Annotated in this window: 20 protein-coding genes and 1 pseudogene; 10 read left to right on the top strand and 11 right to left on the bottom strand. The window is 71.9% G+C overall.

The features are described from left to right. Positions 1 to 53 precede the first annotated feature (53 nt). The 4 genes from OG917_RS14845 to OG917_RS14830 form a co-directional block, all read right to left on the bottom strand. Complete coding sequence (locus OG917_RS14845) at positions 54 to 644, bottom strand: flavin reductase family protein (RefSeq protein WP_328321889.1); 591 nt, start codon at positions 642 to 644, stop codon at positions 54 to 56. A 101-nt stretch (positions 645 to 745) separates the two neighbouring features. Next, positions 746 to 1,552, bottom strand: coding sequence for an enoyl-CoA hydratase/isomerase family protein (locus OG917_RS14840; RefSeq protein ID WP_328318076.1), 807 nt, complete (start codon positions 1,550 to 1,552; stop codon positions 746 to 748). 123 nt (positions 1,553 to 1,675) lie between these two features. After that, positions 1,676 to 3,901 carry an acetate--CoA ligase family protein gene (locus tag OG917_RS14835; protein WP_328318075.1) on the bottom strand — a complete coding sequence of 742 codons (2,226 nt, stop codon included), beginning with the start codon at positions 3,899 to 3,901 and terminating at the stop codon, positions 1,676 to 1,678. Positions 3,902 to 4,132: 231 nt separating this feature from the next. Then, positions 4,133 to 5,467, bottom strand: a complete 1,335-nt coding sequence (locus OG917_RS14830) for an MFS transporter (protein ID WP_328318074.1) — start codon at positions 5,465 to 5,467, stop codon at positions 4,133 to 4,135. 118 nt (positions 5,468 to 5,585) lie between these two features. Between OG917_RS14830 and OG917_RS14825 the strand changes: the two genes are divergently transcribed. Further along, entirely contained in the window at positions 5,586 to 6,215 is a 630-nt protein-coding gene (locus tag OG917_RS14825; RefSeq protein ID WP_328318073.1) for a TetR/AcrR family transcriptional regulator, read from the top strand. A 154-nt stretch (positions 6,216 to 6,369) separates the two neighbouring features. Here the strand turns inward: OG917_RS14825 and OG917_RS14820 are convergent, their stop codons facing one another. After that, complete coding sequence (locus tag OG917_RS14820; RefSeq protein ID WP_328318072.1) at positions 6,370 to 7,509, bottom strand: flavin-containing monooxygenase; 1,140 nt, start codon at positions 7,507 to 7,509, stop codon at positions 6,370 to 6,372. Between the two features lie 344 nt (positions 7,510 to 7,853). Here OG917_RS14820 and OG917_RS14815 point away from each other — a divergent pair, with 344 nt between their 5' ends. The 3 genes from OG917_RS14815 (at position 7,854) to lepB (ending at position 9,785) form a co-directional block, all read left to right on the top strand. Continuing rightward, positions 7,854 to 8,309: a Zn-ribbon domain-containing OB-fold protein gene (locus OG917_RS14815; protein ID WP_328318071.1), complete on the top strand. Its 456-nt coding sequence runs from the start codon at positions 7,854 to 7,856 to the stop codon at positions 8,307 to 8,309. Between the two features lie 106 nt (positions 8,310 to 8,415). Beyond that, on the top strand, positions 8,416 to 9,027 hold the full coding sequence (locus OG917_RS14810) for a GNAT family N-acetyltransferase (RefSeq protein WP_328318070.1): 612 nt from the start codon (positions 8,416 to 8,418) through the stop codon (positions 9,025 to 9,027). An 80-nt stretch (positions 9,028 to 9,107) separates the two neighbouring features. Then, positions 9,108 to 9,785, top strand: a complete 678-nt coding sequence (gene lepB / locus OG917_RS14805; protein ID WP_328318069.1) for a signal peptidase I — start codon at positions 9,108 to 9,110, stop codon at positions 9,783 to 9,785. Here the strand turns inward: lepB and OG917_RS14800 are convergent. Both OG917_RS14800 and OG917_RS14795 read right to left on the bottom strand, forming a co-directional pair. Further along, the gene (locus OG917_RS14800; protein ID WP_328318068.1) at positions 9,734 to 10,429 is read right to left on the bottom strand and encodes a pyridoxine/pyridoxamine 5'-phosphate oxidase; all 696 of its coding nucleotides are present in this window, start codon (positions 10,427 to 10,429) and stop codon (positions 9,734 to 9,736) included. The two genes, lepB and OG917_RS14800, sit on opposite strands and share 52 nt — an antisense overlap. Before the next feature lie 53 nt (positions 10,430 to 10,482). Then, on the bottom strand, positions 10,483 to 11,001 hold the full coding sequence (locus tag OG917_RS14795; protein WP_328318067.1) for a hypothetical protein: 519 nt from the start codon (positions 10,999 to 11,001) through the stop codon (positions 10,483 to 10,485). A gap of 204 nt (positions 11,002 to 11,205) precedes the next feature. Between OG917_RS14795 and OG917_RS14790 the strand changes: the two genes are divergently transcribed. Further along, positions 11,206 to 13,608, top strand: coding sequence for an LPXTG cell wall anchor domain-containing protein (locus tag OG917_RS14790; RefSeq protein WP_328318066.1), 2,403 nt, complete (start codon positions 11,206 to 11,208; stop codon positions 13,606 to 13,608). Between the two features lie 97 nt (positions 13,609 to 13,705). On the opposite strand, the gene OG917_RS14785 is transcribed toward OG917_RS14790, so the two are convergent. Next, complete coding sequence (locus OG917_RS14785) at positions 13,706 to 13,957, bottom strand: hypothetical protein (RefSeq protein ID WP_328318065.1); 252 nt, start codon at positions 13,955 to 13,957, stop codon at positions 13,706 to 13,708. Between the two features lie 240 nt (positions 13,958 to 14,197). Here OG917_RS14785 and OG917_RS14780 point away from each other — a divergent pair, with 240 nt between their 5' ends. Together OG917_RS14780 and OG917_RS14775 are read left to right on the top strand one after the other, a co-directional pair. Continuing rightward, positions 14,198 to 15,037, top strand: coding sequence for a helix-turn-helix domain-containing protein (locus tag OG917_RS14780; protein WP_328318064.1), 840 nt, complete (start codon positions 14,198 to 14,200; stop codon positions 15,035 to 15,037). Further along, entirely contained in the window at positions 15,034 to 15,273 is a 240-nt protein-coding gene (locus OG917_RS14775) for a DUF397 domain-containing protein (RefSeq protein WP_328318063.1), read from the top strand. The genes OG917_RS14780 and OG917_RS14775 overlap by 4 nt, the downstream gene beginning before the upstream one ends. 394 nt (positions 15,274 to 15,667) lie before the next feature. Here OG917_RS14775 and OG917_RS14770 read toward each other — a convergent pair whose 3' ends face one another. Both OG917_RS14770 and OG917_RS14765 read right to left on the bottom strand, forming a co-directional pair. Beyond that, entirely contained in the window at positions 15,668 to 16,045 is a 378-nt protein-coding gene (locus OG917_RS14770) for a hypothetical protein (RefSeq protein WP_328318062.1), read from the bottom strand. A 120-nt stretch (positions 16,046 to 16,165) separates the two neighbouring features. Further along, on the bottom strand, positions 16,166 to 16,315 hold the full coding sequence (locus OG917_RS14765) for a hypothetical protein (protein ID WP_328318061.1): 150 nt from the start codon (positions 16,313 to 16,315) through the stop codon (positions 16,166 to 16,168). A gap of 310 nt (positions 16,316 to 16,625) precedes the next feature. Here OG917_RS14765 and OG917_RS14760 point away from each other — a divergent pair. Further along, positions 16,626 to 16,730: pseudogene (locus OG917_RS14760) on the top strand (SDR family oxidoreductase); the annotation flags it as partial. Between the two features lie 187 nt (positions 16,731 to 16,917). Here OG917_RS14760 and OG917_RS14755 read toward each other — a convergent pair. Then, positions 16,918 to 18,099 carry a thiolase C-terminal domain-containing protein gene (locus OG917_RS14755; protein WP_328318060.1) on the bottom strand — a complete coding sequence of 394 codons (1,182 nt, stop codon included), beginning with the start codon at positions 18,097 to 18,099 and terminating at the stop codon, positions 16,918 to 16,920. A gap of 176 nt (positions 18,100 to 18,275) precedes the next feature. Here OG917_RS14755 and OG917_RS14750 point away from each other — a divergent pair, with 176 nt between their 5' ends. Continuing rightward, positions 18,276 to 19,445 (top strand): acyl-CoA dehydrogenase family protein, encoded by a 1,170-nt coding sequence (locus OG917_RS14750; protein ID WP_328318059.1) that lies wholly within the window; start codon positions 18,276 to 18,278, stop codon positions 19,443 to 19,445. Beyond that, positions 19,445 to 19,960 carry a nitroreductase family deazaflavin-dependent oxidoreductase gene (locus OG917_RS14745; protein ID WP_328318058.1) on the top strand — a complete coding sequence of 172 codons (516 nt, stop codon included), beginning with the start codon at positions 19,445 to 19,447 and terminating at the stop codon, positions 19,958 to 19,960. The genes OG917_RS14750 and OG917_RS14745 overlap by 1 nt, the downstream gene beginning before the upstream one ends. Positions 19,961 to 20,039 lie beyond the last annotated feature (79 nt).

The following is a 20,039-nucleotide window of genomic DNA, read 5'->3' as shown; positions in this document are numbered from 1 at the left end:
CGGGGGAGGAGGGGAAAGGGGGCGGACGGTCAGGACGCGAAGCGGCCGAAGGTTCAGGACGCGAAGCGGCCGAAGGCGCCCCGGTGGAAGAGGAGCGGGGAGCCCTCGGCGGATCCGCCCAGCGCCTCCACCCGGCCCACCACGATCAGATGGTCGCCGCCCGTGTGCACGGCATGGATGCGGCAGTCGACCCACGCCGGTACGCCGGAGAGCAGCGGCGCCCCCGTCACCGGGGCCGGCTCGTGGGCCACGCCCGCGAACTTGTCCGCGCCGCTCACCGCGAAGGCGCGGCAGAGACCGCCCTGGTCCGAGCCGAGGATGTTGACGCAGAAGGTCCCGGCGCGCGCGATGCGCGGCCAGGTCGTCGACGTACGGGCCACCATGAAGGCGACGAGCGGCGGGTCCAGCGAGAGGGATGCGAAGGACTGGCAGGCGAAACCGGCGGGCCCGCCGTCGTCCTGCGCGGTGATGACGGTGACGCCGCTGGCGAAGTGGCCCAGGACCCGCCGGAATTCACCCGGGCCGACCGGCGGCCTCTCGCCGTCGGCCACGGCCCGCAGATCGGGACGCGGGAGCGGATCGACCGGCCCGGTGGCCGTCGGGGCGCCTACCGACCTGAGATATCGGACGGCGGCGACCGCCATCCCTGCGTGTCCCATCATCTCCGTATTGAAACTGACGGCGTGTCAGATGTGAAGGGGTGTGCATTGCGCGTACCGCGTCCGAGGGGGGCCTCTCACCATGCCTACCGCCCCCGGTACACCGGCGTCCTGCGTTCCACGAAGGCTGCTACGCCCTCGTTCGCGTCCGCCGTCGTCATGTTGATCTCCTGGGCCGCCGCCTCCGCCGCGAAGGCCGTGGCGCGGTCCGATTCCAGTGAGGCGTTCACCAGGTGCTTGGTGAGGGCCAGGGCCCGGGTGGGGCCCTGGGCCAGCCGGGCGGCCCACTCCTGGGCCGTCTTCCGCAGCTCCTCGTCCGGCACCACCCGGTTGACCAGGCCGATGCGTTCGGCTTCCGCCGCGGCGAGCGCGTCGCCGAAGAACATCAGCTCCTTGGCGCGGTGCGGGCCGATCAGGCGGGGGAGCAGATAGGCGCCACCGCCGTCCGGGACGAGACCGCGGCGGGCGAAGACCTCGATGAAGCGGGCCGACTCCGCGGCCAGTACGAGGTCGCAGGCGAGGGCGAGTTGTGCGCCCAGGCCGGCCGCTGTGCCGTTGACGGCGGCGATCACCGGCTTCTCGCAGTCCAGCACGGCCGCGATGAGGCGCTGCGCGCCGAGCCGGATCGTGCGGGCCACGTCGCCCGCGACGCGTTCGGCCGGGGGGCGCGGGCCGCCCCGCAGGTCGGCGCCCGCGCAGAAGCCCCGGCCGGTCGCGGTGAGGACCACCGCGCGGATGCCGGGGTCGGCGGAGGCGGCTGCCAGCAGGGCGATGACCCGTTCGCGCTGGTCCCAGGTGAGCGCGTTCATCGCTCCCGGACGGTTGAGGGTGATGGTGGAGACATGGTCCGCCGTGATGTGGAGGATCTCTTCATCCTCGGGGGGAAGCGGCATGGGGTCGGTCGCCTTTCGGATCGGAGCCGGGGCCGGGCGGCGCCGGGGATGCAGCCCCTCCAGGGCCTGAGGAGCGGGAGCCGGAGCGGGGCCCCGGTGCTGCGAACCGGGGCCCCGCTCCCCTCACCGGCAGACCGCCAGCGCGTCCAGTGCCACCGCGCCCTGTCCGCGGCCCAGCACCATCAGCGGGTTCACGTCCAGCTCCGCCAGCTGGTCGCCCAGCTCAAGGGCCATGCGCTGGATCCGCAGCACCACCTCGACCAGCGCGTCCACGTCCGCCGGGGGCGCCCCACGGACGCCACCCTCCAGCAGGGCATGGCCGCGGAGTTCGGCGAGCATCGTGCGCGCCTGGTCCTCGCCGAAGGGCGGTACGCGTACGGACGTGTCGTCCAGGAGCTCCACCAGGACCCCGCCGAGTCCCACCGTCACCGTCGGGCCGAAGAGTGCGTCGGTGGTGACGCCCACGACCATCTCCACGCCCCGCTGCACCATCTGGCAGACCAGGATGCCGTCCAGGTCGACCGCCTCGTAGCGGGCGATGTCGCTCAGCTCCCGGTACGCGTCCCGCACCTGGCTCGCCGAGGTCAGGCCGACCTTCACCAGGCCCAGTTCGGTCTTGTGCCCCAGCTGCGCGCCGGACGCCTTCATGACGACCGGGTAGCCGACCTGTCCCGCGGCCCGGACCGCCGCCGCAGCGCTGGTCACCAGCTGTTCGCGCGGGACCCGGATCCCGTACGCCCGCAGCAGCTGCTTCGCCGCGTGCTCGCTCAGCTGCTGGTGGGGGCGCATCAGGGCCTGAGCTTTGCGGTAGGAGGGCGAGGGGGTCCGGGGGGCCTCGTCGAAGGGGGAGCGGTAGCCGGTGGTGAAGCGGTGGTGGTCCAGGTAGGCCTTCACCGCGGTGACGCAGTTGCCGAAGGTACGGAAGGTGGCCACCCGCGACGAGCCCAGCAGCGTCGTGCGGTACGCCTCCTCCGTGCCCACGGGTGACCCCCACACCACGCACACCAGCTTCTCCGTGGCCTCCGCCGCGTCCACCAGGTCCTGGGCCAGCCTGTCGCTCATCGGGGGGAAGGGACCGGTGATCGGACAGATCAGCACGCCCACCGCGGGGTCCGCCAGAATCGCGTCGATGATCTTGCGTCCGCGCCAGTCGCCCACCGGGTGACCGCCGTTGTCGACGGGGTTCGCGACGTTCAGGTACCCGGGTATCCAGGTGTGCAGCTCCGCCTGCTTCGCCGCCGACAGGACCGGCAGGCCGATCCCGGCGGCCGTCGCCAGATCCGCGAAGTGGGCTCCCGTACCACCGGAGATCGAGTACACCACCACGCCGTCGGCCTGCGGTTTCCTCGCACGGGCGAGCAGGGCCGAGGTGTCCTGGAGCTCGTCCAGGCCGTTCACCCGGATCACTCCGTACTGCCGCATCGCCGCGTCGACCACCCGGTCGGCGCCGGTGAGTTTCCCGGTGTGCGAAGCGGCCGACCTGGCGCCCGCTTCCGTGCGGCCCACTTTCACCGCTACGACCGGCACCCCGGCCCGCGCCGCGCGGTCCGCGGCCAGCAGGAAGGACCGGCCGTCCTTGAGGCCCTCGACGTAACAGGCGATGGCACCGACCTCGGGGCGCTCGGCGAAGTACGAGATGAAGTCCGCGGTCTCCAGGTCGGCCTCGTTGCCCGTGGGTGCCCAGTGCGAGAGCCGGATGCCCAGCTCCTGCATGGCGAAGACGGGGCGGCCCTGATGGCCGGACTGTGTGATGAGGGCGACCGCAGGGCCCTCCAGGTCGTCACGGAACCGCTCGAAGGCGTTCAGATTCGTGTTGGGGCCGAGCATCCGCAGCCCCGAACCTTCGACGGCCGCGGCCAGCCGGGTCTGGGCGTCCGCGCCCCGCTCGCCCGTCTCGGCGAACCCGGAGGCGAAGGCGACCGCGAACTTCACTTTGGCGTCCGACAGTTGGGGGATCAGTGGCAGGGGGTCCGCGACCAGCAGCACGGCGAGGTCGACGGGCCCCGGCAGCTCGGCCACCGAAGGGGAGCAGGGCAGCCCGAACACGGCCGTACGGGTCGGATGCACCGGGTGCAGTGTCGCGCCGACCCGTTCCGACCAGGCGATCAGCTGGCGGGTGATCCCGGTGTTGGGCCTGCCCTCGGTGTCGGACGCGCCGATGACGGCCACCGAGCCCGGCCGGAAGAACCGGTCGAGGTCCGGTACGGGGGCGTGCACCGGACGCCCGCTGACGTCCAGGTCGCCCTCCGCCGCCGCTGAGCCGTGGACGGCGACGGGGGGCTGCTCCCCGCAGGCCACCACGCGCGCATGGAAGTCGGTGGTGAGGGTGCCGTGAGTCGATCCAAGCATCGTTTCCGCCCGATCCTGCTCGATGGCCGAGTTACCTGACACTTAGTCAGATTACTGAACTGACGGCCCGTCAGGAACACTGCTGCACGCAAAAGACTGCGGCGGCGGGGGGAGCGAACGGGCGCCGCCCGGGAGGCGCCCCTGCGGCACCACCCGCCCCGGGGAGGACTTCCCCGCACGGCACCGGCCAATGCGGCCCGATGGGGCAGTCGGCCGTTTCTCGCCCCCCGGTCAGCCGGACGGCACGGCGCGGCGGTGGCCCCGCAGCGCGTGCAGACCGGCCGCCGTCGTACCCACGCAGAGGGCGGTGGCGCTGAAGCCCAGGGACGCGTGGACGCCGATGGCGGAGCCCAGCAGCCCGACGGTGAAACCGCTGCCCGCGCGCAGCCCGTTGGCGGACATGCCGTACACGCCGAGCACCCGGCCGCGGTCGGCGGCGGGAGCGAGCAGCTGCACGACCGTCTGGCCGATCGACATCGAGGCCAGGTTGGCGACGCCGCCGGCCAGCAGCAGCGCAAGGGCCAGTGGGTAGCTGGTGGTGAGGGCGAAGAACAGGCTGGTCGCGCCGTAGATCGCCGTACTGATCACGGCGGCCGGCACATGCGGTTTGACCCACCCGGTGGCCTCCAGCACGATGCCGCCGACGACCCCGCCCGCGCCGTTGGCGAACAGCAGCACCCCGTACGCGGTTCCGGCGCTGCCCGCGCCGAGGTCGTGCGCGAAGATCGGCATGGAGGACTGGAGCGAGGAGCCGACGAAGAAGGAACCGAGGCCGCCCAGGATGATCATGCTGACCAGGGTCCTGTTGGCGCCCACCTCCCGCAGTACGCGCAGTGACTCCAGCACCCCCACCCGCGGCCTGCTGTGGTGGTCGCGGGTGTGGCCGGTGAACCGGGTGCGGAAGAGGAAGAGCGTCAGCGGCAGATAGAAGGCGATGTTGGCGAAAATTCCCGCTGTCGGGCCGAGACCCAGCAGCAGCGCGGACCCGACCACCGGCCCGAAGAGGACCCCCAGACTCCGGAAGGTGGCGTTCAGCCTTACGGCGCTGGGCAGTTCGGCCGGGCCGACGAAGTCGTGCAGCATCAGCTGTTCGCCGGGGCTCCACAGGGATCCGGCCAGCCCGTGCAGGACGAGCAGGACGCACGCCTCCCACATGTGCAGCGAGTGGGTGAGGAACAGGACGCCCCAGGTCGCCGAGACGGCCATGAACAGCACCTGTGCGGCCTGGATGATGCGGCGGCAGTCGTAGCGGTCCGCGAGGGAGCCGAACCACATCGACAGCAGCAGGAACGGCACCCAGTGGCTGATGACCTGGAAACCGGTCAGGGCCGGGGAGTGGAACGTCTGCCACAACACCCAGTAGGTGATGACGTGTTCGATGTTGTCGGCCATCATCGCCAGGGCCGCTCCGAAGAGGTACGGACGGCAGTCACGGTTGCGCAGCGCGGCGAACTTCGGGGGCGGGGCGCCGGGCGGGGCGGCGGGCGCCCCGGTGGGCCGGGCCTCGGCGGGCGGTATCGCGTCCGGGGCGGCCAGGTGGGTGGGGACGCCGCAGGCAGCACACATCCTCGGTCTTCTCCTCGTTCGGTGTAGCGGGCCGGGTGTCCGTCCCGGATCGCTAGACTAGACGCACCGTTGCGTTGAGTCTAGGGTCCCCGACTATCCTGGGGCAGAGGGAGGCACCATGGGAGCCGATACGGACACCGCCGGACAAGGGGGCGCCGGTGCAGCGGGCCGACGCCACCACGGCAACCGGCACGGGCGCAGCGAAATCGCCCGGAGTGCCGTGCTGGAGGCGGCCGACGGCCTGCTCGCCGAGAAGGGCTTCGCGGGCGTCACGATGGAAGGCATCGCGGCTCGGGCCGGTGTCGCCAAGCAGACCATCTACCGCTGGTGGAGCGCCAAGACGGATGTCCTGATGGACGCCTTCCTGCAGGACGTGGCCGAGGAGCCGCCGCTGCCCGACCACGGCGATGTCGCGCGCGACCTGAACGACCACCTGGGCAGGCTGGGCCGTTTCCTCGGCGAATCAGATCCCGGCGCGGTCTTCCGGGCGCTCATGGCCCAGGCCCAGCACGATCCGGCGTTCGCCAAGGACTTCCGGGCCAGGTACCTCGACGAGCAGCGCCGCCGTGACCGCGCACCGCTGGAGCGCGCCGTGCGGAGGGGGGAGCTGCCGGCGGATTTCGATGTGGCGGCCGAGACGGACCAGCTCGTGGGGCCGCTCTACTACCGGATCCTGGTGACGGGCGAGCCGGTCGGCCCGGATTTCACCGAGCGGCTCGTCGAATCCTTCCTGCGCCGGCTGGGCTGACGGGACCGGGCGGCGGCTCCGCGCCCCGCCGTACCCCTCCGAAGCCTCCCGTGGCGCCCGCGCCGCTCCGTCGCCGCTGTCCCGGCCCCGGGCGCTCGCCCCGGGCACTCGCCCCGGATACTCGCCCCGGGTACTCGCCCTGGACGGGGGCCCGTCAGTGCCGCGCGATCGCCGAGGCGATCTTCCGTGCGTCGGCGGCCAGTTCCCGGAACATGCCACTGATCGGATTGGTGAACCCGGTGAAGTACAGGCCCGGTGCCTGCTTGGGGGTACGGCGCCCGTGCGCCACCGGGCGCCCGCGCCCGTCCAGTACGCCGAGGTGCCCCACCAGCGGTTCCAGCGCCCGCCGGTAGCCCGTCGCCGCGACTACCGCGTCCGGCTGGATCCGGGTGCCGTCGGCCAGTACGACCTTGCCGTCGTCGAAGGAGGCCACCGCGGCGACCGGTTCGACCCGGCCGGTCCGCACCGCGTCGATCAGCCCGACGTCCTGCACGGGGATCGCGCCCTCGCGTACCCGTGAGTAGAGGCCCGTGGCTGGCCGCGGCAGCCCCTGCGCGGCCAGGTCCGGCACCGCGATCCTGCACATCAGCGCGCCCGCCAGGTCCACCAGCCGCGTCGGGAGCCTGCGGACCAGGATGCCGGTGCGCTGTGCGGGCCAGCCGAGTGTGGAGCGCCGGACGATGTGCGGGACGGTGCGGACGGCGAGCCGCACCCGCCCGGCGCCGCCCTCGACCAGGTCGACGGCGATTTCCGCGCCGGTGTTCCCCACCCCGGCCACCAGTACGTCCCGGCCCGCGTACGGGGTGGCGTTGCGGTACTCGCGTGCGTGCGTCAGCTCCCCGGTGTACGTGTCCGAGCCCGGCCAGCCGGGCAGCTTCGGGGTGTGGTTGTAACCGGTCGCCACGACCACGGCGCGCCCGGTCAGCTCCCGCCCGCCGGTCGCGTGCAGCAGCCAGCCGGAACCGTCGGCGCGGTCGATGCGGGTGACCTCGACCCCGGTGACGATCTCCAGGCCGTGGTGGTCCGCGTACTTCGCCAGGTACCGCACGACGTTGTCCCGCGAGACCCAGCGTCCGAAGGAACGCGGCATCGGCAGCCCCGGCAGTGACGAGAGCCGCCGGGTGGTGTGCAGGTGCAGACGGTCGTAGTGGCGGCGCCAGGAGGCTCCGACGTCGTCGGACTTCTCCAGTACGACGGCCCGTACCCCGCGCTCGCGCAGTGCGGCGGCAGTGGCAAGTCCGCCCGGCCCGGCGCCGATGACGTAGACGGGCCGGTCGTCCTTCGTGTCGTCCATGGAACGGAGCGTAATCGCCCGTTCGCTTGATAGGTCTCGGTCAAGGGCAGAAGCGATTGCGAATTGATCACGCCTGCACGCCTCTTGCGTACGACGGCTTCCATCCGTTGAACTGACATGGCGTCAGATAGCTGTGGCGGGCGCGAGTCCCCGGAGACGAGTCGGGGCGGGCGCCCGGCCCACCTTCGGCAACCGGCCTACGCACAGGGCCTGTTGCCCGGCCGCGATGCACTGTCCCGGCAGGGTCCGGCCAGACGCGGTCACCCGGTCACCCGACCGTCCGCCCACCCGACCACCCGCCCACCCGCCCACCCGACTGCCCGACCACCTGATCGGACTCTCACATGACGGAACCAGCCCTCCCCGCCCCGGCGCGGGCACGCGTATCCGCCCCGGCCGCGCGGTTCGATCTGCCGGAACCGGACGCCTTCACCGCGCCCTACTGGGCCGCGGCGGCCGGGGGCCGACTGCTGATCAGGCGGTGCGCCGCCTGCGGCAAGCCGCACCACTACCCGCGCGAGTTCTGCCCGCACTGCTGGAGCGAGGACGTCACCTGGGAGCGGGCGAGCGGGCGGGCCACGCTCTACACGTGGTCGGTGGTGCACCGGAACGACCTGCCGCCGTTCGGGGAGCGCGTCCCTTACGTTGCCGCGGTGGTGGACCTGGCGGAGGGGCCGCGCCTGATGACCGAGATCGTCGACTGCCCGCCGGAGCGCCTCCGTATCGGAATGGCGCTCGACGTCACCTTCAGCGAACCGGCCCCCGGTGTCCATGTGCCGGTGTTCCGGACCGGCGGCTGAGCGGGCCTGCGCGCCCGACCGCCCGTCACCAGCCACTGAGCCCACCTCACCCGGCCCGCGGTCCCCCCTCGTCCCGCCCCGATCCCCCCGCGTGTTGAATAGCCGCATGACCGACATACAGGCTCAGCCGGAGGTGCGCGGGCTCGGACTGGGTCTGCGCCCCTGGGGCGCCGCCGATGCCGACGCGATGCTGCGCGGATTCACCGATCCCGAATTCCTGCGCTGGAACACCCCGCTGGGCCCCTTCACCGATCTCGCCGGGGCCCGCCTCGCGATCGGCAACCGCAACGCGGGGTGGCTGCGCGGGGACCTCGCGCAGTACGCCATCACCGAGGACGGCGTGGTGGTCGGCAGCGTCGGGCTCTCCGCCATCAACCGCCACATGTGCCGGGCGACCGTGGGCTACTGGGTGCTGCCCGAAGCGCGCGGCCGGGGCATCGCCACCCGCGCGCTGGAGCTCTGCACCCGCTGGGCCTTCGAGGAGGCGGGCCTCCACCGCATCGAACTGGGCCATGCTGTGGCCCACACCGCCTCCTGCCGGATCGCGGACCGCTGCGGTTACGCGTACGAGGGCACCCGGCGGGACGGTATGCACCGCGCCCAGCGCCCCGGCACCTACCGTGACGCGCATCTGCACGCCCGGCTGGCCACGGATCCGTACCCGGACCCCGGAGCGGACCCCGGCCAGGACCCCGGCACCGGGACCACCCGGCAGTGACCGGAAGGCCGCAGTCCGTATCCGCCGGGTAACGATCCGGGAGATCCGTACGCAGGAAATGATGACGAGGGAGGTCCGGTATGCGCGCTGGGCGTGGACTGACGGTCACTGGGTGGGTATTGGGCGGTCTGGGCGTAGTGCTCCTTGCCGTTGCCTCCCTCTGGGGATTCCGTGGGTACGAGTCGGTCAGCGTGACCAGCGACGCGATGGTCCCCGCGTACGCCAAGGGTGACCGGGTGGCCATCGAGAAGAACGACGGCGGCGGCCTGCACCACGGGGACGTGGTGCTCTACCGCACACCGGCCAGGTACGACGGCGCCGACGCCCTCCAGCGCGTCATCGGGCTCGGCGGCGACCACCTCGTCTTCGACGGGGAGCAGCTGGTGCTCAACGGCGAACCGCTGGACGAGCCCTACCTCGCCGACGGCGAGGGCCTGTCCGACGCGTACGACGTCGTCGTCCCGCCGGGCCGGATGTTCACCCTCGGCGACAACCGCGCCGAGGCGACGGACTCACGCCACTTCCTGACGGACCAGGCGGGCACCCTGCCGGTGAAGGCGGTCCGGGGCCGGATCATCGACAACCCGGCGATGCCCCTGCTCCTCGCCACCAGCGTGCTGGCCGGCACGCTGCTCGCGCTGGCGGGGGCCGGGTTCGGGCTCGCGGGCCGGGTGGTGCGGCGCCGGCGGCTGGCCGCGATGACGCGCTACGGCCAGAGCAGCTCCCGCACCCAGTCGCGGCTCTCCGTACGCCGGTAGCGCAGCCGGACATGGCGGCGCCGCGCGTCGCCCTGGAAGAACTCGACCTCGACCGGATCCAGTACGTACCGCGTCCAGCTCGGCACGGGCGCCTCCGGTTCCGCCTGTGCCCGCTCCCAGGCATCGGCCGATGCCCGTTCCAGCTCGTCCGCCGACCCGAGCACGTCGCTCATCCGCCCGGTGAGCGCGGCGGCCAGCGCCCCGGTCGAGCGGCCGTGCAGATCCGCCTGGCTCTCCGCCGCCGGAGCCGCGGTCACCGGCCCGCGCACCCGGACCTGCCGTGCCTGCGCCGCCCAGTAGAAGCCGAGCGCCGCCACCGGCCGCGCCGCCAGCTGGCGGCCCTTGGCGCTCCCGGAGTGCGAGGCGAAGTGCCATCCGCGGGCGTCCGCGCCGTGCAGCATCAGCGTCCGCACGTCGGGGCGGCCGTCGGCGCCGGCGGTGGCCAGCGTCATGGTGTGCGGCTCGGGCTGACCGGCCTCCGCCGCCGAGCGCAGCCACCCCCGGAAGAGGGGGAGGGGCGCGGCCGGGGCGGTACCGGGGTCGAACTCCGGCAGCTCCGGCAGGTCCCAGACCCGCAGGGTGTGCAGGAAGTCCGTGAAAGCGGCGTCGTCCTCGGCGGTGGGGTGCTGGGGAGTGGAATCCATGGCAGTCATTCTGGACCGCCGGGCGCGGCGCACCGGCCGCACGCCACGGCCGGTCACGCGTCGCGCAGCCAGGCCCTGAAATCGCCGAACCAGCCGAGCACGTCGCGCAAGTGCTGGTCAGGGTCGGTGAAGAGGGTGAGGAGCCTGGCGGCGGGGTCCACCACCGGGGTCGGGTCGCCGTCCTCTTCCTCCTCGCGGGCGAGCAGCTCCTGTTCGGCGTCGCTCAACTCCGCGCGGGGAACCGTCACCAGGGGATAGCCTCCCGCGACCGGCGGCCGGTCGGGCTCGTCCGGGTCGCAGCGCCACCGCACCCCACCGTCGTACCGCATCTGGACCTCCCCCAGATACCAGGACGCCACCTGCAGCAGCGTGGTGTCCCGCGCGCGGTCGGCGTCCTGCCAGGTGGAGAACCGGGAGCGGACGAGTTCTTCGAGCCGGTCGAGCGAGGCGGCCGTGAAGTCCCAGCCCCCACCGTGCTCGGCGGACCAGGCGGGGAAGGCCTCCCGCTGTGCGGTCAGCCAGGCACCGAGGCGGGGGTTGTCGGCCCATTCGGGAGTGTCGATCGCATCCATGCGCACAGAGCCTACGAGTGCCCATGCTTCCCCTTGTAACGATCCTGTGCGCAAAGGGAGTTGACCGGATACGCGCCCAGGAAACTGTGCGGCTCCTGTGCGTGGGGCGGGCTAGGGTCGGGCCTTCGGCGGCGCCATACATGTCACGGGGGCCCTTGGCGCCGCACGCACATCCACGTCCGGGCTCCCGTCGGAGAACCCACAGTGAACCGACTCATACCCGCGCAACACATCCGTAGTTCCAGCACACCGGGGCATCCAGGGCGCCGCCGCCGCTCTCTCGCGCGCACCACGCTCGCCCTGGCCACCGCCGGCGTCCTCGCCGTGGTCGGCCTGCCACAGCTGTCGGGTACCGCGTACGCGGACAAGGGCAAGCGCTGCGACGAGAAGTACGACATCAGGGACGGGACCGCCAACCCGGTCCAGCCCTGGGACCGGAGTATCCACGTCCGTGACAGAAGGGACTGGGACTCCTACACCTATGACGCCCCGCGTCAGGCCATGGACGGGCTCACGCTGAAGGGCACTCCGCAGGAGCAGCGGGCGTTCCTCGGAGGGCTCAAGCCGTACCAGCAGTACGCCAAGAACACCCCTGACCGCGTCTACGCGCAGTACCGCGACTACATGGCCAAGAAGTCCTGGAAGGACACCCGTTACGGCAGCTTCGAGAAGTGGCTGTCGGACGCGTGGATCCTGCCGAACAACAACAACCAGCGCGGGTCCTCCTTCGAGCAGAAGGCGGTCAGGGATCTGGGGCTGCTCGGCCCGGACTGGCTGTGCAACGAAGAGATCGAGATCAAGGACAAGAACGGCAAGACCGTCATGGTCAAGGACCCCAGAACCGGCAGGATGAAGCCGCTGGTCCGCAAGTTCGACGCCGTGAACTACAAGCAGGACAAGTTCGTCGAGTTCAAGGCCGGGCCCGGCCGGGACACCGGCCAGGACGCGGCCAACAAGGCGTTTCTCGAGGACCCCCAGCGCCGCAATGCCCGAGTCACCTACGTCAACGGCGAGTCGAAGGACTCCGCCACGACGAAGTACCTCGGAAGGCTGGGCGACCAGGCCGGGATGGACAACCGCGGCCGGCCCCGCGTCACAGCCTACGAACACCGCACCGAGAGCCTCCCGCAGTACAAGGCCGTCAAGGGCGTGACCAGGAGCGACCCGAACTTCGCCGCGGGCGGCAGCAACCGTGCCGCCGGTGGAGCCTCCCGCACGGTCGACCAGTCCCCGGCGACCCCGAAGGACATGGCCGACCAGCTCAGGCGCATCGGTGCGAGCGGCCCCCGGGGGGCCGGTGTTCGCGGGCCCGGAGGAGTCGACTTCTCCACCCTCGACCTCGCCTACGTCGGCAAGCCCGTCAAGGGCGAGGGCATGCCGTACGCCTTCTCCGCCGACAAGGTCCAGGACGAGTCCGCCCAGTACGGCTGGGGCGGCCGGGCCAAGGCACAGCTCATCTCCGACAGCTTCTTCGCCTGGCTGGCCCTGACACCGGACAAGTTCTGGGTCAACCTCAACCCGGACCAGCCCGACAAGATCATGGACCCGGCGTTCGGGAAGACCGACGCCGGGCGGGTGCTGCTCCAGGCCGACCTCCAGATGAAGCACGACTACGCGAGGGACCTGGACCCGCGCCAGGGCCTGGGCAAGAAGTACTGGGACGCCATGCGGGCCGCCGGGCTGCCGTGCGGCACCTCCCTGCGCAACTGGATCGTGCCCCAGCAGGCCAAGGTCCGCGCCGACGACAACGGCCTCTACATCCTCGACACCCCGCTGAAGGTCAACACGCTGGAGATCGACTTCAGGACGCCCAGCCCGAACGGTGACTGCCACCTGACGAAGGCGCAGCAGAAGACCGCCGCCGACCTGGCCCGGCAGACGATCACCCCGGACATCCAGAGGAAGGTCAACACCGCACCGGAGTACGCCGATCTGCGCCGCGTCTACAGCGCACGCGTGGCCGCCGAGTACATACGCCAGCAGGATGCCAGGGTGCCGTCGGAATACCACGCGATCATCAACAGCAACAACGTGAAGCGGTGGCCGCTGCGCAGCCCCAACACCTCGTGGACGCCGAGGAAGACGTACGACGACTACGTGACGTCGTTCACCAAGGGTGACTACAGCTACCCGTGCGAGTACGCCGGGCAGCAGAAGACCTGCGTCATGGGCGGCGTCGACTTCTCCAAGGCGCCCAAGCAGAACGTCAGCCGCGTCCAGTTCCAGACGCAGCACCGCTACCTGCCCAGGTCCGCCAAGATCAGTGCGCAGGCCATCTCGGACAGCGCCGAGAACGACCGCCTGGCCCTGCTCGGCGGTGACGGGCGGACCAGGGCCGCCGGCGGAGGCGGCGGCAGCACGCCGAGCCCGACGCCGACCCACTCCGCCCCGCCCACCGGTACGCCCAGCAGCCCGGCCTCGCACGCGCCGGTCCCACCGTCCACCCCGCCGGGCGGACACCGGGCCCCGTCCACCCCGGCAGGCCAGGGCGGCGGCGGCCTCGCCGACACCGGCACCCAGGTGCTCACCGTCGCCGGGATCGCCGTGGTGCTCCTGGCCGCCGGTGGCGGGCTGGTCTGGTGGCGGAGGCGCCGTACGACCGGCTGACCGTACGCCCGCAGCAGCGCAGCGCCCCGTCCGGGATATCCGGGCGGGGCCGTTGCGTGCTGTCGCCGTGCGCCCGCCAGGGATTGCGGGAGAGCCCTCAGCCCGGATCCCGGCAGAGCTGCGCCGTGACGACCGCGTGCAACAGCCCCGGGTCGACGAACGTCCCCTCCACGGGCGGTTCGCAGCGCCAGTGCAGCGGATACGTGTTGCCGTGCGGTGCGGGGATCCCGACGTACTGATCGCGGGCGGCGGGCCCGAAGCAGGTGACCCCCGGCGGCCAGTCGAAGTCGTACGAGGACCCCGGCGGAAACCGGAAGTACGTCCACCGGCCCCCGGCGACTTCCCGCATGGCGGGACCCGGCCGCCCCGTCCGTGAGCGTGGCGAGGTGGTGCAGCACGGCCTCACCGCGTACGCCACGCACCCGGATGGCGTCGAAGTGCACTTCGGTGAGACGGAGTTGGTGGCCCGAAGCCGGTACCCAGGCACGGAGATTTTCACTGGTCATGCCTGCAGGCATCGGCATGATTGCGTAGCGTGACCAGAGGATGTGGTGCACATCGGGACGATGTGGAAAGGCAGGGTGATCTTGTGGCAACCAGTAAGTCGAGTGACGCGAACACGGTGCAGCAGCCGTCCCCGGCACGCAAACACGTAGGGGATCTGATCAGGAACTTCCGCTCCCGGGCCGGCCTGACGAGACAGGACGTGGGCGAACGGCTGCTCATCTCGGAGTCCCTGGCAGGGGCGTACGAGCGGGGCGAGCGCATCCCGACGACGAGCTTCCTCAAGGACGCCGACCGAGCGCTGGACGCGCGGGGCGCGCTCACGTCCTGTATCCCGCTGATGGAGGACGAGAAGTACCCGCGCACGTTCGTGGGGTGGGTGCGGCTGGAGAAGATCGCGTCCAGCGTCAGTGCGTACGAGAACATGTTCTTCCCGGGGCTGTTGCAGACCGAGGAGTACGTCCGGGCGCTGTACGAGGAACGCGTTCCGCAGTTCTCCGAGGCGGAGATCGAGAAACACATCGAGGCGCGGCTGGAACGGCAGGCGGTGCTCGGCCGGGACCCGCTGCCGATCGTGGCGTACGTCATCGAGGAGTCGGTGCTCCAGCGGCCCATCGGCGGGAAGACGGTGTTGCGCAACCAGATGCTGCACGTACTGAAGTGCATGCAGACGATGCACCATCTGACGGTGCAGGTGATGCCCACAGCGAGGACTGCGCATGCGGGACTGAACGGCCCGTTCGCCATGCTCAGCACGCTGGATGGCCGCAACTGGGCCTACGAAGACGGCCAAGGCGGAGGTGTGTTGATCTCCGAACCGCAGCACGTCGACCAGCTCATCGACTGTTTCGGAAAGCTTCGGGCCCAGGCGCTCACGCCCTGGGAGTCCGCAGAACTGATCGAGGGGACGGCAGATCAGCTATGAACAGCGAACTGACCTGGTTCAAGAGCAGCTGCAGCGGTAACGAGGGCGGGAACTGCATCGAGGTCGCCTGCGACTGGCGCAAGTCGAGCTACAGCAATAATGAGGGCGGCAACTGCGTGGAGATAGCAGCCCACCCCAGCGCCGTCCACATCCGCGACTCCAAGGTCCCCGACGGCCCGGTCTTCACGGTCGCCCCGACCGCCTGGGCGGCCTTCGTGGAGCGGCTCCCGGCCTGACCGCCGTGCGTCGACCCGGCAGGACGGGAGGCGGGACCGCGTGGCCCGCTCTCCCGTCCCGCCTTCCGTCCGGTGGCACCGGTGGGCAGGCGGCCGGTCTTGGGCAGGGGTGCATAACGCTGAGGCGCGAGGGCCTTTCCGGCCGGTGCGGACGTCGCGATCCACACCGAACCCGGAAGGGCCTCGCCCGTTCAAGGTCGCTCAGCCGAGACCTCGCTCACCCGTCCACGGGCTCCCCGGACAGAACACCTGGATGGCCCCGGCCCCGACGGTGGAACCCTGTGCCCCGGGCCACTGCGTGTCCGGCATCTCGCCGGTGGCCTCGTGAACCACGGCAGAACCCTGCGCCCCGGGCCGTATGGCATGTGCATGCCCCTCGTGACGGCGCGATCACCTACCGTCGGCCGGGCGCCTGGTCTTGGCGACTGCTTTCCTGACCCTCGGGTGCCTCGTGACCCTCGGGTGCCTCGTGCGCACGCGAACGGCGGCTGCGGAGGCGTTCCAGGAGGGCCGTGCCAAGGAGCACGAGCCCGATGGCGACGATCTTGCTCACCTGGTAACCGGCCATCGGGCCGCCCGCGCCGCCGGACCCCAGGAACGCCCACAACGCCCAGGCGATCCCTGCGACGACGAGGAGGACGGCCCCCGCCGGGCCGATGCCCCACCACCACGGCGCCTGGGGGTGCTCCTCGTGTGCTTCGTGCTCCTCGTGCGCCCCGTTTTCCCCGTGTTCCTCGCGTTCCTCGGGACGGTCGCGTTCGTCGTGTGCCAAGGCTGTTCTCCGGGGGTGATGAGGGCGGACAGGGGCGCCCCATGCCGTCGCGGGCCGGGAAGGGGAAGACGCGTGGGCGGGTCACCCGGTTGCCTCCGGCGTGGTGGTTCGCACCCGCTGTCAGCGTGCGGGTCCGGCGTTCTCCTGGGTGCCGAGGACGGCGAGCAGGTCGAGGACACCGGCGCTGTCGGTGCCGACTGCGGGGGTGAACCAGAGCAGCCGCTGCCGGCCGTCCTCGCTGCTTGGGTTGAGGCAGTTGACCTCGATCATCTGCTCGGAGGGCTGGGAACCGGCGCCTCGTTCGAGTTCGTTGTAGTAGTCCGCCGATGCCCCGATGCCCCGATGCCCCGATGCCCCGATGCCCCGATGCCCCGGCGAGCCGGGCGACCTCGTCGCGGCGCAGTCCGGGCACCCGGCGCCGGGTGCCCGTGGGGGAATCCCACGTCGGCCGGGCGGATGCGTGCACGCCGCGAGCGCAAAAGGCTCCCAGCGCGGTGTACTTCGTGGAGGAGACAGTGGCGGAGATCACCGCCATCGGCGGGCGGGCGGTCTGCGCGCAGGCGGACGTGGCGGACGAGCCCGGTTGAGCACCCCGGAGGACATCGCCCAGGTGGTCGTCTTCCTCGCGAGCCCGGCGGGGCGCTGGGTGAACGGCCAGGTTCTGCGGGCCAACGGGGGCCTGGTGCGAGGACGCAGCCGGGGGCTGGGGTGTCGGCGGCAACGTCCTGACCGCCGCCCTGCGCAACGGCGGTTTCTGAACCGTCAACGGCGGCGCGAGACCCGCACCTTGAGCGGCTCCTGACGGTGCCCCTTTGCTTCCCCTTGCGCCGCGGGGCGGATTTCGTGCAGAGGCCGCATCGCCGCGACGGCGGTCAGCCCCGCCCCAGTACCACCGTGCCCGACGAGCAGAACCAGCCGCCGGTCCCCGACGCGACCGCCAGCTCCGGCAGCCGGCCGCCCGCCTTGTGCACCTGGCGGCCGGGACCCGCCTCACCGCGCAGTTGCCGTACGGCCTCCACGAGCAGGAACAGCCCGCGCATTCCCGGATGGCAGGCCGAGAGGCCGCCGCCGTCGGTGTTCACCGGCAGGTCACCGTCCCGCAGTAGCCGCCCCTCCCCGACGAAGGCGCCGCCCTCGCCCTTCGCGCAGAAGCCGAGATCCTCCAGGGTCACCAGCGTCATGTAGGTGAAGGCGTCGTAGACCTCCGCGAGGTCGATCTCCGCCGGGCCGACCCCGGCCCGCTCGAAGGCCAGCCGCCCGCTGACCGCCGCGGGGGAGACCGTGAAGTCGTCCCACTCCGACATCGTGGTGTGCGAGACGTGCTCCCCGGCGCCCAGCACCCACACGGGCGCCTTCGCACAGTCCGCCACGTACTCCTCTGCCACCAGCAGCACCGCGCAGCCGCCGTCGCTCCGGATGCAGCAGTGCAGCTTGGTGAACGGGTCGGCGATCATCGGGCCTGACAGCACCTCGTCCACGGTGATCGGGGTGCGGTACAGGGCGTCCGGGTTGTGGGCCGCGTTCGCACGGGCCTGTACGGCCACCGACGCGAGCTGCTCCAGCGTGGTGCCGTACTCGTGCATGTGACGGCGGGCGGCCATGGCGTACTTGGCGATGAGCGAGTGCCCGTAAGGGACTTCGAACTGGAGGGGGCCGCGCGCGCCGAAGGAGAGGTTCGACGTACGGCGCCTCGCCCTGATGTCCGCGCGGGCGGTGGAGCCGTAGACCAGCAGCACCGCGTTGGCGTGGCCAGCGGCGATGGCGTCCGCGGCGTGCGCGGCCATGACCTCCCAGGTGGAGCCGCCGACGGAGGTGGAGTCGATCCAGGTGGGCCGCAGCCCCAGGTACTCGGCGACCTCCGCAGGGGCCAGGGTGCCGAGCCCCGCCGAGCCGAAGCCGTCGATCACCTCGCGGCCGAGGCCGGAGTCGGCGAGCGCGCGGCGCGCGGCCTGGGCATGCAGGGCGTACGCGGTGGCGTCGTCCACCGCGTCGCAGTCCGACAGGGCGACACCGGCGACGGCGACCCGCCGCCGGGCGGATATGACAGAGGACATGAATCTGACGGTACATCAGATCCGCTGCGGGGCAAGGTGCCGGTGGTGGTCCGGAGTGTGGTGGGGGGTCGTGCCGCGCGGTGACGGCCTCCCGGCTCCGCACCGCGTCGCCTCTGTGCATCTGGGTCGACGCGCTCTACTATGACGCGCCGTCAGATCAGGAGAGGGGCCCGCCCATGGATGCCGCCTTCACCCCGGAGCAGGACGAGATCCGCCGTACCCTGCGCGCACTGCTGACCAAACGCTGCGGCCCGGAGAGGGTGAGGGCCGCGGTGGCCACCCCGGCCGGGTACGACCATGAGCTCTGGCGCACTCTCGCCGGACAGCTCGGGCTGCCCGGCCTCGCCATCCCGGCGGAGTACGGGGGCGTGGGGTGCGGACCCGCTGAGCTGGTGCTCGTCTCCGAGGAAGCGGGGCGGGCGCTGCTGCCGTCCCCGCTGTTCGCGACCGCCGCGCTGGCCGCGCCGCTGATCACCGCACTCGGTACGGAGGCCCAGCGCGCACGGCTGCTCCCGGCCCTCGCGGGCGGGGAGCTGACCGCCACGCTGGCGGCGCCTCTCGGCCCCGCGCTCGGTCTGCTCGGCGACAACGCGGGCGACTGGGCGGGCGGCGGCCGGGCCGGCGGTGTCCAGGCGCGGCCCTCCGGTGCGGGCTGGCGGCTGTACGGGCAGGCCGATCAGGTGCTCGACGGCCACAGCGCCGGGGTGCTGCTGGTCGCCGCGCACACCGGAGGCTTCGCGCGCAGCCGCACCCTGCTCTTCCTCGTACGGGCCGACGGGGCCGGGATCTCCCGCGTGCGGCAGACCGCACTGGACGCGACCCGGCCGCAGGCCCGCATCGAACTGCGTGACGCGGAGGCCGAGTTGCTCGGCGCGAGCGATGAGGCGGATGTGCTGGGGGCGCTGTCCCGTGCCGGGTGCGCGGCAGCCGCCGTACTGGCTGCCGAAGCCGTCGGGGCGGCGGACCGGGCGCTGGAGCGCACGGTCGAACATGTGCGGCAGCGTGAACAGTTCGGGCGGCCCATCGGTTCGTTCCAGGCGGTGAAGCACCGGCTGGCCGGGCTCTATGTGCAGGTGCAGGCGGCCAGATCCGCTGCCTACTACGCGGCCTGGGACCCGGCGGCAGGCGGACTCGCGCTGGCGCAGGGGCTCGAAGCGCTGCGGAGTGCGGCGTCCGACGCGGTCCAGCTGCACGGCGGGACCGGCTTCACCTGGGAGCACGACATCCAGCTGTACTTCAAGCGGGCGTCATCGGACGAGCTGCTGTTCGGGCCGGTCCACGGTCTGCGCGCACACGCGGCTGAGTGTGCCGGGCTCTTCACCGGCCGGGCCGCGGTGGCGGTCTGATGCTGCCGGGAACCCGACTTGTGCAGAAGGTCTCGTCCACCCGCACGTTCGCCAGGATCGCGCCGCATCTGGTCCCGGCGATGGACCGCACGGTGCACCGGCTGACCAGGGGCAGAGTGCTGCTCAGCGCGCAGATGCTGCCCGGGGTGATCCTCACGGCACGGGGGGCGAGAAGCGGTGTGCCGCGGGTTACGCCATTGGCGTGCATGCCCGAGAACCCCGCGAAGGGGGAGGCGGGGGACGGCGGGGAGGAGCGGCCGTGGCCGCGTACGTGGATCCTCGTCGGGTCGAACTTCGGGCGGCCCGGTCATCCCGCGTGGACGGCGAACCTGCTGGCGCACCCGGATGCCGAGGTGAGCTGGAAGGGGCAGGACATCCAGGTCAGGGCGCGCCTCCTGGAGGGTGCGGAGCGGGCGGCCGTGTGGGCCGCGGCGCTGGCCTTCTGGCCGCCGTACGCCGCGTACCAGGCCAGGGTGGACCGGGAGATCCGGCTGTTCCGGCTGGAGCGCCGCTGAGGCGGGCCGGCATGCCGGCGGGCCGGTGTGACGCTGTGCTGCCGTACGGGGTGGTGCTGTTGTGCTCCGTGCTCCGCCG

This window comes from Streptomyces sp. NBC_00388, assembly GCF_036061255.1.
GTDB lineage: Bacteria > Actinomycetota > Actinomycetes > Streptomycetales > Streptomycetaceae > Streptomyces.
The sequence above is the reverse complement of the archived record's forward strand: the minus strand, read 5'-3'. Positions and strand labels throughout refer to the sequence as shown.

Coding starts and splice junctions, on each gene's coding strand:
- OG917_RS14845 (WP_328321889.1), bottom strand. CDS start 644: ATGGCGGTCGCCGCCGTCCGATATCTCAGGTCGGTAGGCGCCCCGACG.
- OG917_RS14795 (WP_328318067.1), bottom strand. CDS start 11,001: ATGGATGCGATCGACACTCCCGAATGGGCCGACAACCCCCGCCTCGGT.
- OG917_RS14820 (WP_328318072.1), bottom strand. CDS start 7,509: ATGGACGACACGAAGGACGACCGGCCCGTCTACGTCATCGGCGCCGGG.
- OG917_RS14765 (WP_328318061.1), bottom strand. CDS start 16,315: ATGATCGAGGTCAACTGCCTCAACCCAAGCAGCGAGGACGGCCGGCAG.
- OG917_RS14775 (WP_328318063.1), top strand. CDS start 15,034: ATGAACAGCGAACTGACCTGGTTCAAGAGCAGCTGCAGCGGTAACGAG.
- OG917_RS14840 (WP_328318076.1), bottom strand. CDS start 1,552: ATGCCGCTTCCCCCCGAGGATGAAGAGATCCTCCACATCACGGCGGAC.
- OG917_RS14785 (WP_328318065.1), bottom strand. CDS start 13,957: ATGCGGGAAGTCGCCGGGGGCCGGTGGACGTACTTCCGGTTTCCGCCG.
- OG917_RS14800 (WP_328318068.1), bottom strand. CDS start 10,429: ATGGATTCCACTCCCCAGCACCCCACCGCCGAGGACGACGCCGCTTTC.
- OG917_RS14755 (WP_328318060.1), bottom strand. CDS start 18,099: ATGTCCTCTGTCATATCCGCCCGGCGGCGGGTCGCCGTCGCCGGTGTC.
- OG917_RS14750 (WP_328318059.1), top strand. CDS start 18,276: ATGGATGCCGCCTTCACCCCGGAGCAGGACGAGATCCGCCGTACCCTG.
- OG917_RS14815 (WP_328318071.1), top strand. CDS start 7,854: ATGACGGAACCAGCCCTCCCCGCCCCGGCGCGGGCACGCGTATCCGCC.
- OG917_RS14825 (WP_328318073.1), top strand. CDS start 5,586: ATGGGAGCCGATACGGACACCGCCGGACAAGGGGGCGCCGGTGCAGCG.
- OG917_RS14810 (WP_328318070.1), top strand. CDS start 8,416: ATGACCGACATACAGGCTCAGCCGGAGGTGCGCGGGCTCGGACTGGGT.
- lepB (WP_328318069.1), top strand. CDS start 9,108: ATGCGCGCTGGGCGTGGACTGACGGTCACTGGGTGGGTATTGGGCGGT.
- OG917_RS14745 (WP_328318058.1), top strand. CDS start 19,445: ATGCTGCCGGGAACCCGACTTGTGCAGAAGGTCTCGTCCACCCGCACG.
- OG917_RS14830 (WP_328318074.1), bottom strand. CDS start 5,467: ATGTGTGCTGCCTGCGGCGTCCCCACCCACCTGGCCGCCCCGGACGCG.
- OG917_RS14835 (WP_328318075.1), bottom strand. CDS start 3,901: ATGCTTGGATCGACTCACGGCACCCTCACCACCGACTTCCATGCGCGC.